This window comes from Shewanella maritima (assembly GCF_004295345.1).
Classification (GTDB): domain Bacteria; phylum Pseudomonadota; class Gammaproteobacteria; order Enterobacterales; family Shewanellaceae; genus Shewanella; species Shewanella maritima.
In genome coordinates, this window is the sequence record NZ_CP036200.1 from 2,101,343 (window position 1) to 2,114,272 (window position 12,930).

Annotated in this window: 15 protein-coding genes; 8 read left to right on the forward strand and 7 right to left on the reverse strand. The window is 44.8% G+C overall.

Translation table 11 applies throughout. The features are described 5' to 3' along the window. Nucleotides 1–260 precede the first annotated feature (260 nt). The 5 genes from EXU30_RS08905 to EXU30_RS08925 all read left to right on the forward strand — a co-directional run bounded on the left by EXU30_RS08905 (nt 261) and on the right by EXU30_RS08925 (nt 3,973). On the forward strand, nt 261–1,217 hold the full coding sequence (locus tag EXU30_RS08905; RefSeq protein WP_130599281.1) for a LysR family transcriptional regulator: 957 nt from the start codon (nt 261–263) through the stop codon (nt 1,215–1,217). 140 nt (nt 1,218–1,357) lie between these two features. Then, nucleotides 1,358–2,125 carry a type 2 periplasmic-binding domain-containing protein gene (locus EXU30_RS08910; RefSeq protein ID WP_130599283.1) on the forward strand — a complete coding sequence of 256 codons (768 nt, stop codon included), beginning with the start codon at nt 1,358–1,360 and terminating at the stop codon, nt 2,123–2,125. A gap of 113 nt (nt 2,126–2,238) precedes the next feature. Then, a complete protein-coding gene (locus tag EXU30_RS08915; RefSeq protein ID WP_130599285.1) occupies nt 2,239–2,706 on the forward strand; it encodes a hypothetical protein in 468 nt (155 codons plus the stop codon). 17 nt (nt 2,707–2,723) lie between these two features. Further along, complete coding sequence (locus EXU30_RS08920) at nt 2,724–3,032, forward strand: type 2 periplasmic-binding domain-containing protein (protein WP_165398998.1); 309 nt, start codon at nt 2,724–2,726, stop codon at nt 3,030–3,032. A gap of 230 nt (nt 3,033–3,262) precedes the next feature. After that, entirely contained in the window at nt 3,263–3,973 is a 711-nt protein-coding gene (locus EXU30_RS08925; protein ID WP_130599289.1) for a hypothetical protein, read from the forward strand. A gap of 79 nt (nt 3,974–4,052) precedes the next feature. Here the strand turns inward: EXU30_RS08925 and EXU30_RS08930 are convergent, their stop codons facing one another. The 4 genes from EXU30_RS08930 to EXU30_RS08945 all read right to left on the reverse strand — a co-directional run bounded on the left by EXU30_RS08930 (nt 4,053) and on the right by EXU30_RS08945 (nt 8,618). Then, nucleotides 4,053–6,524, reverse strand: a complete 2,472-nt coding sequence (locus EXU30_RS08930; protein WP_130599291.1) for an alpha/beta hydrolase family protein — start codon at nt 6,522–6,524, stop codon at nt 4,053–4,055. Nucleotides 6,525–6,743: 219 nt separating this feature from the next. Further along, nucleotides 6,744–7,169, reverse strand: coding sequence for a MarR family winged helix-turn-helix transcriptional regulator (locus EXU30_RS08935; protein WP_130599293.1), 426 nt, complete (start codon nt 7,167–7,169; stop codon nt 6,744–6,746). 9 nt (nt 7,170–7,178) lie between these two features. After that, nucleotides 7,179–8,192, reverse strand: a complete 1,014-nt coding sequence (gene dmeF, locus EXU30_RS08940; RefSeq protein ID WP_130599295.1) for a CDF family Co(II)/Ni(II) efflux transporter DmeF — start codon at nt 8,190–8,192, stop codon at nt 7,179–7,181. A gap of 159 nt (nt 8,193–8,351) precedes the next feature. Next, on the reverse strand, nt 8,352–8,618 hold the full coding sequence (locus EXU30_RS08945; RefSeq protein ID WP_130599297.1) for a hypothetical protein: 267 nt from the start codon (nt 8,616–8,618) through the stop codon (nt 8,352–8,354). Nucleotides 8,619–8,642: 24 nt separating this feature from the next. On the opposite strand from EXU30_RS08945, the gene EXU30_RS08950 reads away from it, so the two are divergent. The 3 genes from EXU30_RS08950 to EXU30_RS08960 all read left to right on the forward strand — a co-directional run bounded on the left by EXU30_RS08950 (nt 8,643) and on the right by EXU30_RS08960 (nt 11,257). Further along, on the forward strand, nt 8,643–9,200 hold the full coding sequence (locus tag EXU30_RS08950) for a TMEM165/GDT1 family protein (protein WP_130599299.1): 558 nt from the start codon (nt 8,643–8,645) through the stop codon (nt 9,198–9,200). Between the two features lie 142 nt (nt 9,201–9,342). Then, a complete protein-coding gene (locus EXU30_RS08955; RefSeq protein WP_130599301.1) occupies nt 9,343–10,287 on the forward strand; it encodes a glutathione S-transferase family protein in 945 nt (314 codons plus the stop codon). Nucleotides 10,288–10,618: 331 nt separating this feature from the next. Beyond that, nucleotides 10,619–11,257: a sigma-70 family RNA polymerase sigma factor gene (locus EXU30_RS08960; RefSeq protein ID WP_130599303.1), complete on the forward strand. Its 639-nt coding sequence runs from the start codon at nt 10,619–10,621 to the stop codon at nt 11,255–11,257. A gap of 24 nt (nt 11,258–11,281) precedes the next feature. Here EXU30_RS08960 and EXU30_RS20775 read toward each other — a convergent pair whose 3' ends face one another. The 3 genes from EXU30_RS20775 to EXU30_RS08970 all read right to left on the reverse strand — a co-directional run bounded on the left by EXU30_RS20775 (nt 11,282) and on the right by EXU30_RS08970 (nt 12,729). Then, nucleotides 11,282–11,410 carry a hypothetical protein gene (locus tag EXU30_RS20775; protein WP_278044726.1) on the reverse strand — a complete coding sequence of 43 codons (129 nt, stop codon included), beginning with the start codon at nt 11,408–11,410 and terminating at the stop codon, nt 11,282–11,284. Nucleotides 11,411–11,476: 66 nt separating this feature from the next. After that, complete coding sequence (locus EXU30_RS20575) at nt 11,477–11,821, reverse strand: GNAT family N-acetyltransferase (RefSeq protein ID WP_242620371.1); 345 nt, start codon at nt 11,819–11,821, stop codon at nt 11,477–11,479. 422 nt (nt 11,822–12,243) lie between these two features. Next, the gene (locus EXU30_RS08970) at nt 12,244–12,729 is read right to left on the reverse strand and encodes a hypothetical protein (protein WP_130599305.1); all 486 of its coding nucleotides are present in this window, start codon (nt 12,727–12,729) and stop codon (nt 12,244–12,246) included. Between the last annotated feature and the right edge of the window lie 201 nt (nt 12,730–12,930).

A 12,930-nucleotide genomic window follows, 5' to 3' on the forward strand; every position in this document is an offset into this window, starting at 1 on the left:
GAGGCTTAGATTGGGCTACCTCAACCAAGCTAAAATAGCAAAATTTACATGGTAAATAAATATGATTCTCATTTACCAGTGTAATTCGTATATTAGTGATATTAGATGAATAGGTTAAATAAAAAGAGTATTAAAAAAATAGCAATACGTGCCTACAGCCCTGCATGTCACCCTGAGATTGGCGACAAAATTGTTATCTGCCAAAGAACTACATAAACTGAATAGGCGCGCTTTCGCTTCACTTAATTTGGATACCCACAATGAGTATGTCCACTCGCACTAAACAGCTAGCCCTCTTTCTTGATGTCGTTCAGCAAGGTTCGTTTTCTAAAGCTGCTGCATTACATGACATGGACAACTCGCAACTATCTAAGCAAATCAAAAAGCTCGAAGCAGACCTAGGCGTACAATTACTCAACCGCTCGACCCGCTCGTTTTCGCTCACTTCAGCCGGTGAAGAAATTCTTGAACAAACAAGGTTACTGGTGGAGAACCTTACCCAAATCCAAAACATTGCCGACGGCTATCAGTCGCAACTGCAGGGAAAAATCCGCATCAGTGCTGGGATATTTTTCGGTCAGGAATATATTCAACCTGTGGTGACCAAGTTTATGCAGGCATACCCCAATGTGCAGGTCACACTGGCACTGGATGACAAACCAACTGACATTATTAGCGACCACTTTGATGTGACTTTTCGCATGGGTAAGTTGTCTGAATCTAACCTAATTGCTCGCAAGATTGCTAACACTCACTTTGCTATTTTTGCATCTAACAGCTTTATTGAACGCCACGGTGAACCGAAAACGCCAGATGAGCTAGTTAAATTACCAGCAGTGGTGTATAGCAATGCTCACGCCCTACTCAATACTTTCTGTATTAGCCCAACACCTGAGTCTGACGAGCTACAAGACTATAAGATGCAGGCTTGCTACAAGGTCAATGATGTACGCTCTATGATGCAAGCGGTACAAAACGGCATTGGCTACTGTGTAGTGGATTTATTCAACCTAGACAAGCCAATTAGCCAAAGCGGTTTAGTGCCTTTACTCACTAATCACAAGTTGTCGACTATGGGCACTGGCATCTACGCAATTTACCCGCATCGTAACCCAACGCCCATCGTCAAAACCTTTATCGATGCAGTGCAAGAGCACATAGGTAACCCACCAATTTGGGTGAGCCATGTCACAGATTACAAACACATGTATAGATGAACGTTTATTTCCACTGCTAGCTAAGTAAAAATACGCCACCAAAAGCTAGGACAGTAAACTAAAGCAGGAAGGACTCAATACCCGCATAAAGCTTGAGTCTAGTGTCATGCCACTCGGCCAAAAGCAACAGAGGTCATGCAATGCCACAATGCCGAGTTAATTTCTATCGAGCCTGTCGATTCACCCTGGTTGCACTGTTACTTTCCAATCTCACAGCTCAAGCACAGGCTGAATATTCAGCTGTATCAAAGACTGAAAGCTTACAATTTAATGGGATAACCGATCTCTCAGAGCAGCAAGTGGGAAGAATTGTATTTAAGCAGATCAGCGAGCAACTTGAACTACCTGTAAATGTTGAGCTTATTCCAGCCAAACGCGCCGAGCGTGAGGTCAACCTTGGCGATGCGGCCGGTGAAATCATGCGCATCTATGCTTATGGTGTCGACAATAGCAATGTTATTCGCGTGCCCACACCCTATTATTCTCTTAAAACGACTGCCTTTGCGTTAAGAGATAATCTGCATGCCCAGCATTTAGTCAACAATATTAATCAAGCTAACATCGGCCTAGTGCACGGCGGCAAACACACATCGCATTATGTTCATTCTGCCAAAAGTGTTATTCAGGTAAGTTCAACCGAGCAGATGATGAAGTTAGTGCGCTACAAGCGTGTAGACCTGGCGCTGACCAGTTATCTTGATGGCCTGCAGTTTCTTAAGCACAATAGCATCCACTGTATTGTGCCGTTAAAGTATGATGTCGCTAGTCATAATCTGTATATCTACCTCAACCACCAGCACGCCGATTTAGTGCCGTTATTTGATGACAAAATCAAGCAACTCAAGCGCACTGGCCAGCTTGCCAAAATGATCAGCGACGCCGAAGCACAAGTATTGGCTATGCAATAACTCCCTCACTCTCCACGCTATTTTACTTAACCTGTTGACGCATTGAGCAACGCCAACTAGCTTTAAGTTTAGAACTTTACCCCACTATCGAATCTCGTTAAGGCACTAACCCAATGAAGGCTAAGGACGCCACTAGCTTTACTCTTGCTCACCAGCTAATGACTTTCACACATAAGCGAATGAAAATCTCGTACAAACACTTTCTCGCCTTGTTATGTGGTGCATGTTATCTCTTTAGTCCAGCGCTATTTGCCAACACCTTGCACTTCAAAGGTATTGAAGACCTGTCGGAGCAAGAAATTGGTTATGTTGTCTTTAAACAGCTCTGCCAAGAGATGGGACTCAAAGTCGATATAGAACTGCTACCTGCAAATCGCGCTGAACGAGCTGTGTCAGCAGGGCTTGCTGCAGGGGAGATAATGCGGATTTATTCGTATGGCGAAAACAACGATCAAGTGGTACGGGTTCCAACACCTTACTACGCCCTCAAAACAACCGCATTTGCGTTGGCAAACAATGATGAAGCTCGTGATCTACTGTACAAACTCGAGCAAGCCAACGTTGGCATAGTGCGCGGGTAAAGCACACCATGCGATACATGGAAGAGAGCAAACAAGTCATGCAGGTAATGTCGACGCAGCAACTTATCGAATTGCTCAGAATGAAGCGCATCGACTTTGCCATAACCAGCTATGTTGACGGCATGCAGTTTCTCAACAAAAACCTGATCACTGATATTCAGCCGATGCAGCCTAACCTTGCCAATCACAACCTGTATATTTACCTCAACAAACGCTACGCCAGTCTAGTGCCAATGTTTGATGACAAAATTAAACAGCTGCATTTATCAGGCAAACTCGATTTAATGATCCGCGCCGCTGAAGATCAAGTGATGAACTTTGATTAGGCTCTCTCCTCAAAGCTCTTGTAACTGGAGCTGTTGTAACTAAGGTATGAAATTACCGTCTAAACTCTTCTTGCAAGTTAGCACTCGTTCAATAATCAACTAAGCTGTAATCACTCAATACTAATGCTCAAGCCTTGCTGCAAAGCGCAGAGAAAGGCTCAGCATATATGTCGCTTACATTTAAGCACACAGTTATGAACATGAAGTTCGCTAGTTAGATTAAAGGAATAATGATGAAACGCTTAATCTCTCAACTCAGCATTGCCATAGCGCTCACCCTACCATTCACGGGGCTCAGTCATGCAGAGCCATTTACGCCACTCACAGATGAGCAGCTCGACATGCTCATTGAGCTCAATTTGTCGCAACTGAAAAAGTCTAACAGCATCAAAACTACAGCTAAGTGTACTGGCTTGAGTGAGCAGCAACTTATTAGCGCATTTCAACACACCATGAAAACTTGCCTCAGCCAGTATGGTATCGACGAGCATCAAATGAACGCCTGCATGCAACAAGAAATGAAAAAGGTCACAGGGCTATCTGATGCAACCATTGCTGAGTGCGATGACAGTGACTCTAGAGTTCAGCATGAGCAACAAAAACAGCACCTGCTAGATAAAATTGACGAAATGGAGCAACGATTAATGCAACTTCAACGCAGTGCACCACTTGGTGACGCCGATGAAGAGGTTACGCAACTGGCCCACACCAGAAATACACTCGACCAGTACCAGGCCAAATTAAGTATGTTAGAAGATCAAATGCGCTACAGCGACTTGTCAGCTAATGAAATGGCCCTTGAAAAGCTGTATCAAACATTGGGCAGCAATGATCCTACGCCCGCTCAAGAGCAACAAATGAAACACCTAATGGACTTGATCGCGAAAGAGCAGCAAGCAGAAGTAAATGAGTTGCAGCAGGTATTAAGTGTCACCCAGTAACCATTCATCAAAAAAGCCCCGCTAGTTTTAGCAGGGCTTTGAGATTGTTTAGTGTCAATTTTACCAACTGAAACTTTAGTTATTTCACCGCGTCTTCAATATCGCTATCTGGATACAGCTTATTCCACCATTGTGGTTGATCTTTTAGGTGTAAATCGAACCATGCAAGTGTGGCATCCCACCAGTCAAAGCGCGCTTCGCGGCCATTAATATGGTGGTCTTGACCATTAAACTCAATCAATTCAACTGGCTTATCTAACAGCTTAAGCGCAGTGTACATATAGTGGCTCTCGCCCACAGGTACGTTGGTGTCGGCATTGCCGTGTAATAACAGCATAGGAGTGGTGATCTTGTCGGCATGATATAGCGGGCTATGCTCGACATACATGTCGCGATTATTCCAAGGGAAACTACCTTTGGTTGCTACGCCAGAATAAGCATAACCCCACCAGCCATGACCCCAGTACGACGACAAATTACTGATCCCCGCATGCGACATAGACGCAGCAAAGATATCTGTTTTAGTCGCTAAATACATGGTCATAAAGCCGCCGTAAGATGCGCCCATATTACCGACACGTTTAGGGTCTACAAAGCTGTGAGCATCAAGGAATTTCTGCGTGCTTTCAATAATGTCGTCAGCCGTGTACTCACCCCATGCGTTAACATGGCGACCACTGAACTTTTGCCCATAACCTGTCGCGCCTGTTGGCTGTAGCACGTACACCACATATCCTTGCGCCGCCCATAGGTTGAATGGCCAACGACCTGTAAAGTTACGACTTACTGGTGAAGTACCGCCATAGTAATAAACTAGTGCTGGGTACTTTTTGTTAGCATCGAAATCAACTGGCAGGTATACGCGACCATCGATGTTAACGCCGTCTTTGTTGGTCACATCAAAGTCTTTAATCTCACCTAGGCGAGTGTTGGCATACTCAGACTTAACACTGTCAAACAGTTTGGTCTTTTTGCCTGACTTCATAAAGTAAGCTTGCTGCGGCACAGTTGCCGAATTACCGGCGAACGCCAGTACAGGCTTAGACTGATCGGCTGCCACGCTAAAGCGATTAACCATATCAAGGCCGGCTTTTAGCTTTTTAAAGCTGCCTCGGCTGATATCAAACACATATAGCTGAGCGCGATCGCCCTCAGTTACACGTACAACTAGGTCGTCATTACTAAGCTTTTGCGCGCCGCCAATAGCTGGGTCAAAATCTTTACTTAACGCTTTAACTTCACCAGAGTTACTACGCCAGTACAATTGACCGTCATAGTTGTTCACCACAACTGACTTATCTTGCACGCCCAGGCCATTCATAAAGTCTGGGCCAGCCATCATGTACATACCATCTTCGGTATACATGGCATCATTTAAGGTGCGATATTCACCAATCTTGGTTTCTTCAAGGCTTGCTACATCTAGCTCAAACAACTGTGATAGCGTGTGTGCAGGTTGCTTATAATCAACCGGATAGCGAGTCAGCAACAGCTTGCCACGCTTAGCATCACTATCAACCAGATTGCTGCTTAGCTCACCTTGAGTAAGCTGGCGCATAAAACCTGAGTCGACATCTAATAGGTAGATTTGGCTATTGTTACGCCAGTAGGTCCAGCGATCTTCTAACGCTTTAAAGCGCTTATTGGTTGCCTTGTCATCGGCTTTAAATGGCTTTTGCCAGCTAAAGAGTAAATCGTCGCCATACCAGTTTAGGCCTGACACGCCTTCAAGCTCGCTAGCAAGCGTCTTAATGCTGATATCTTTAATGTTTAGCAGTTGCACTTTGCCATCAGCGACAAAAGCGAGCTGCTTACTGTTATCTGACCAAGCCGTGCTAGCTGGCAGCGTACCTTGCCAGCGATACAAGACTTCTTTACCTGAAACCTGCATTAACTCAGTAACTTTAGTCGCCTTGCCGTCACCGCCAGGTAAGTATTCAGTGGTGGTTTGCAGTAGGTATTTACCATTTGGCGACAAGCTTAAGCTGCTGACCACTTTCGAGTCGAATAATTGCTCGTACGATACGCGGTGTGAGTCTGTAGTGTTAAAGCTTGGGCTATCAACGTCAGACTTACCTTGCCAATCTAGGCTAAACTCAGTGTCTGCAACACGTCCATCAGCCAGTACTAGCACCTGATAATCACCGGTGCGCAAGTCTAAATCGACTTTGTCGTCAGCCTTAACTAGCTGACCGTTAACATAAACCTGTGGCTTCTCAAGCCCGGCAATGGTTAACGTACCTTGGGTATAACGCTCTGTGCTTAACTGCAGTCGGTAAGCTAACCAACCCGCATCAGATGCTGCAGCTTTGCTGGCATTAGCCCAATCAAAATCTTGACCAAAAAGCTCAATACCTTTAGCGCTTGAGCTTAGTGAGCTAACTAAATTGCTGCGCAAACTATCAGCATGAGCACCAGCTGATAGTGGCTGTGACGTAGAAAAATTAACTGGGCCTAGGCGTTGGATATTGGCTTTGTCGATTGCAGCACCGTGGCTGAAACTAGAAAACGCCAAAGCGAGGCTGGCACACACTAGTGAGACGGCTTTCATGGGGCATCCTTGTTGTTATCAATAGCAATCTTCTCGACTGCTTTATCGTTGTATATTTTGAGTGGCTACAGTGTGGCAAAAACTGGGGACAAAATCATCAGCAAATCCACAGGTCCAAGCTGCGTTTTTGCAAGAGAGTGTTTCTACAATGAGACTAAATGGACAATGACAGGAAAACGCTAGGCGCGGGCTACTACCCAAACACAAGGAATAGCAGCGCTAAAACGCGCTATTAATCTTACCCAAGCAACTGAGCAGTACCTTGGCTTCGTCGTTGCTAAGGTCGCTGGTTAAATCGGTCACTAAATCCAGATGCAGCTGGTTATGTTGGCGGTGAATAACCTCGCCCTCTGCGGTTAGTTTCACCACAATTGCGCGGCGATCTTCTGGATGAGCGCAGCGTTCAATTAACCCTGCGCTCACGAGTTTATCTACCTGCACTGTGAGTGTGCCAGTGGTGATCGCCAGCTTTTCAGCGAGCTCTTTCATCCGCAGCGCACCATGACAGCCAAGCACTTCAATAGTGTGAGTTTGCGCCAAACTGTAACCCGTTTCTTTCACCACAGACTGCTCCCACGACGCCATTTTGTCGTAGAACTCAGTCAATTTTTGGTTTAGCTGTTGGATCTGGCTAGTTTGGCTCATGGGTACTCTTTATTTGGGTGCTAGGCTTTTATTAACCGATAGGGGCGAAGGATGAACTTCTAATGTTAGGTGACTGATCTTATCAAACTGACTTAAAAGTTGCTTGTATTCAGCCACAGTTTTATCCCCATGCGCTTCAATAATCAAGGCGGCAGAATAATGATGACCGCTGATTTTCCACATGTGTAAATCGGTGACTTTAGCATAAGGTTTAAGCGCAATTTCAATAGCGTCGCGATACGGCTCGTCAATGTTTTCATCTAACAGTACTGGGCCTGTTTGCTGCATCAAACCATAGGTCCATTTCATAATCACCACAGCGCCCACAATGCCCATAACAGCATCGAGCCAATGCCAACCGTAGAACTTACCAAACAATAATGCCACGATTGCCAATACCGAGGTCAGCGCATCAGCAAGTACATGCATATAAGCGGCGCGCAGGTTGTGGTCATGATGATGCTCATGCGAATGGCTATGATCACCAGAGTGTGAATGCCCGTGTTCATGGGAGTGGCTATGCTCATGAGAATGGCCGTGAGAGTGCCCGTGGGAATGCCCATGCGAATGATCGTGATGATGGTGATCACCCAGCAAAAATATACTGGCGACATTTACTGCTAAACCAATAAACGCCACCATAATCGCTTCGTTAAAGTGGATTGTTTGCGGCTCGAGCAGCCTGTGCACCGACTCCACTATCATCATTAACGCGACAATGCCCAGCACGATAGCACTGGTGTAGCCACCAAGTACGCTCACCTTGCCTGGGCCAAATGAGTAACGGTCAGAATCAGCATGTTTGCGAGCATAGCGATACGCAAACAAGGTAATACAAAATGCTGCCGCGTGAGTCCCCATGTGCCAACCGTCGGCAAGCAATGCCATCGAGCCAAACAAGGTTCCGGCGACAATCTCAACCACCATAGCAGTAACGGTCAGCAGTAATACATAAAACGTGCGGCGCTCACCCTTGTCGTGTTGAGAGGAAAAATTATGTTGGTGTTGATTGCTAAAAGTCACAACAGCTCCTTTTGGACTTTGGAAAGTAGGATTAGATTATTTGACCCACAAATAGTTTGACTACCAAACTATATTTGCAGCTTATTTTGACTATCAAACTAAATCAACTCACTTTAGCTAATATTTGAGCCAGGTCACTTTGGTAAAAAATCCCTTTGGTTAAAAATTACTTTGGTAAACATCGACGTGTTTGAACAAGTGTAGGAGTTGCAATTCAGCGCCGCTGAATTTATCATCAGCGGCGTCTTTGGGGAGTAACTTACTGCTAGCACAATAAAGCTGCAGTTTGTACATCAACATAATTGGTGCAAAATCACCATGGTGTATGAGATCTTCTTGCCACATCAGTGACATAGGATTTAGTGAGACCATAGACAATACACACGAACCGAGGTGGGGCGTGGCGTATTGTCTTGGTTTGAACAATCCCACCTCTATAAGAATCTAATTGTGAGCGTACTAGCTATTTCTATCACCACAGTCGCACTGGCTGAGATTGGTGACAAAACTCAACTACTGTCATTGCTGCTAGCCAGCCGTTACCGTAAACCTGTACCCATCATTGCCGCGATTTTTCTGGCAACCATCGCTAATCATGCACTAGCGGCCTATCTAGGTGTCGTCGTCGCCGACTACTTATCACCACAAATACTTAATTGGGTGTTAGTTATCAGCTTTCTTGCCATGGCAGCCTGGGTTCTGGTGCCAGACAAACTAGATGATGACGAGCAAATCTCCAATAAAGGGCCATTTATCGCCAGTTTCATTGCCTTTTTTGTGGCAGAGATTGGCGACAAAACCCAAATTGCCACCTCAATTCTAGGCGCTCAATACGCAGACGCACTTGCCATGGTTGTACTAGGCACCACCATAGGCATGCTATTAGCCAACGTCCCTGTGGTACTAATCGGTAAGCTGTCGGCTGACAAGTTGCCGCTAGCGCTTATCCGAAAAGTCACAGCTGCATTGTTCGTACTGCTGGCAGTTGGCGCAGCATTTTATAGTTAGCTTATCTTCTGAATTACATGCACTTAGAAAGAATTTTGAATTTATTTCAAAATTCTTTCGTCTTTTTTCATCGGGCTTCGTCTTATAGGTAAGTGAATTATTTCGATACCTTTTAACGATATAAAAATCCAGGAAGCCCCAAATGATTAAAGTTGTAAGTTTTAAAATCTGTCCTTTTGTTCAACGCGTCACTGCTGCACTAGCGGCGAAAAACATTGCGTTTGAAGTTGAATACATCAGCCTAAAAGACAAACCACAGTGGTTTTTAGATATCTCGCCGAATGGCCAGGTGCCAGTGCTGATCACCGAAGCGGACACCGCACTATTTGAGTCTGATGCCATTATTGAATATATCGAAGATGAATACGGCTCATTAGAACTCGACGTCACGAATGAGCAGCGTGCACTAGACCGAGCTTGGAGCTATTTGGGAACTAAGCATTACTTGGCCCAATGCAGCACCATGCGTAGCCAGGATGAGCAAACCTTTGTTGAGCGCTGCGGCAAGTTACATAAAGCGTTTGCTAAAGTTGAGAAACAGCTAAGTGCTCAAGCTAAAGCCAGCAAAGGCAACAAGTTCTTTAAATCAGATAGCATTAGCAATGTCGATATTGCTTGGTTGCCACTATTACACCGTGCACATATCGTCAAACAAGCAACCGGACACGACTTACTGTGTTGTCTACCCAAGGTGCAGCAATGGCAACAAAACCTGCTTGAGTCAGGGCTTATAGAACAAACTGTAGCTGATGATTTTGTTGAAAAGTTTAGTGATTTTTACCTCAGCAACACTTACATTGCTGAAAATGCACCGAGCTGCTCAGACAGTTGCTACGAAATGTGTGGTGAAATGTGCAGCGAAGAGTGTTGCAGTGATGATTGCTGTAAAGACGATTGCTGTAAAGACGATTGCTGTAAAGACGATTGCTGCAAAGACGATTGCTGCAAAGACGACTGCTGCAAAGACGACTGCTGCAAAGACGACTGCTGCAAGGATGATTGTTGTAAAGACGACTGCTGCAGCGAACAAGTTAAAGCGGATTGTTGCCCAACAACACCAACCTCAACTAAAGGTAGCTGCTGCTAACAATTAGCATTTAACTACCAACCCTATCTAGGCGGGCTGTCATCCAAATCGATGGATATCACAGCGCGCCTAGATGGTTTGCATATAACCTGAATTTGGGATAAGGAAGTGTCAATAGCGCTCTGAAACAGCGCTATACCTAGCTTAATGTTTCTAGCGAGATAGTTTTGTTTAGTTCAAGGCGAAGTTGCGCGTCAATAGCTGGTCTATTGCAAGTAGCTTCAACACCCTCTTTATTACTAAGAGACGAGCAAAAATAGCCGTTAGAAACCGATTTATTGTCCAGAGTTTAGGTTATATAGTTATACCCAAGCTTAAAAAGAGAGCAAATATGACAAGAGAGGTTGAGGTAAACATTGAACTGATTTGGTCACAGTACCGCAGCAGTTTAAAAGCATTTCTCGCGAAAAACGTTGCCAATTTGGATGACGTGGACGATCTGTTGCAAGAAATTCTAATCAAGAGCTATCACAGTTTAGATAAGCTCAATGATGCGAAAAAACTCAAGTCCTGGTTATTCCAAATCGCTAACCGCACCATCATCGACTTTTACCGCAGTCGCGCCAGTTACAATAAAGGCCAAGTAACTGGCTCTCTTTACGAAAATACAAGCCAGCAACACAGTGAAGATTCAAGCAACGCTCTGCAATCAGAGCTTGCAGCCACGCACTCTTTGACAACAGAGCTCATCGAAAGCGAAGATATCTACCAACAAATGTCAGCCTGTATTACACCATTTATCAATGCTCTTCCCAGCGAGCAAGCTGAGCTGCTCACTGCTGTTGAGCTAAATGGGGAAGCACAAAAAGACTACGCGGCGCGAAAACAGATTAAGTACTCGACGTTAAAGTCTCGAGTGCAAAAAAGTCGCCAGGCACTGCATGGGCTGCTCAACCAATGCTGCAAATTCACCTTAGATGCACACGGCAACTTAATCGAGTACACACCTAAATCAGGTAAGTGCTGCTAAGAGGCCACTTACCAAAAACTAGCGTTACCAGTATTCAGCGGCATCTAACGCGCTAACACATTGCGATGTAACCCCTTGCACATCAATAGCCTTACCCGACAGTGATTGGGCTATCCAACCATTGGGATAACTGAGCTTATGAGGGGCTTGCACCACATCTTCAGTTATCGCTTCAAAGCCTACTTTACAGTAATAATTTGGGTCACCATAGGTGAATAACTAGTCGACATTACGCTCAACTAATTGTTGCTTGCCCCAGTTTATTAACTGCTGCCCAACGCCTTTACCTTGCTCGCTTGTCGCGACCGCAACTGGTGATAACAAATAACAGCTGTGACCGCTAGACACTGGCATAGGCGTTAGCATAATCGCGCCAACCAGTGCGTCATCTTCAAAGGCCAATGCACCAACTAGCTCATCTGCGTCGGTAGTGTCGAGCATATTATTTACAAGCTCGCCAATTACCTTACCTTCAGCTTCCCCTTCAGAGTCACTAAACGTGTGCTTAAACAGCTCAATCACACTGTCATGATGGTGGTTTTGATACTTTATAAACTGCAACATAAGGACATTTCTCGAATGAATAACCAAGCTTAATTATACCCAGCCTAAAACAGTGTTGCAGCAAAGCGAGTTGTTTCTGGGCCGCAAATTACCACCTTCTAAAGAAGACGGATTTGCGTGCTCCCCTTAGAAGGTAACCTAATCAACTGAAGATATAGCTTAGAGTTGCGATAGCATTTAAAGCCTTTGAAAACATGGATGTTTTCGTCGAGCATTCTTGTAAAATAGAGAGGGGATGTGCTTGCTGCGAGCTTTAAATGTCATTGCAACGGAGGCTAACGATTGCCCCGCAGAGATTTAGAGTATTAGAACTGACTGACGATGTCTGAATAAACGATAACCGCTTACTGAAATAGATAATTTAGGACTGAAAACCCAAATGCACCGCTTAACGGTGCATTTTGTTATTCAGCTGCGCAGATTTACGACTCAGCGAAACGGTCTAAACAACGTTGTTCGCGGCGCTTGCCTTGCTTAGCAATTTTCGCCTCGACTTCTTCAGTGCTCATCTCTTTAAAGTCTTCGCTCTCAAGACTTTTCACTAATTTGTCGATTTTGCGAATACGTGACTCTTTTAACTCATAAAACATCTTCGCTGGTGAACGGTCGAATTGATCTGAATCGATCATGTCTTCACGCATCAGCTCTTTAATGTCACTAGCAGAGAAGCCATCAACTGCAGCCTGCATCATGCTGCTCTCATAATTACCTAAAAACTCACATTGCTCAGCAACCGATGCATCGACAGGAAAGGTTTGATCCAGGTTCCCCGTATCTGCACTGCTGGTAAGCGACAGTAGCAGTAATACCGCTACAACTGCGCCACCACCAAAGATAAGTTTCTTTTTATTATCTTCACCGCCAAGTGTTTGGTTAGTGTCATTTGTTTGCTTAGTATCTGTCATCATCTTCATCCTCTTGCTTGTCGGTATTAGTTAGCAAGCCAACGGCGCATCTCATTTTTGCGCTAACAATTAGCTTGTTGTTTAACTTGGGATGAATGATAAGTAGATGTTTGCCACAGACACATTGACGTAAGGGTAAATTATTTACGCAATTTTATTTTCTATAGCTAACTCGTCATCGGTACTCATACAAACCCTACGAGC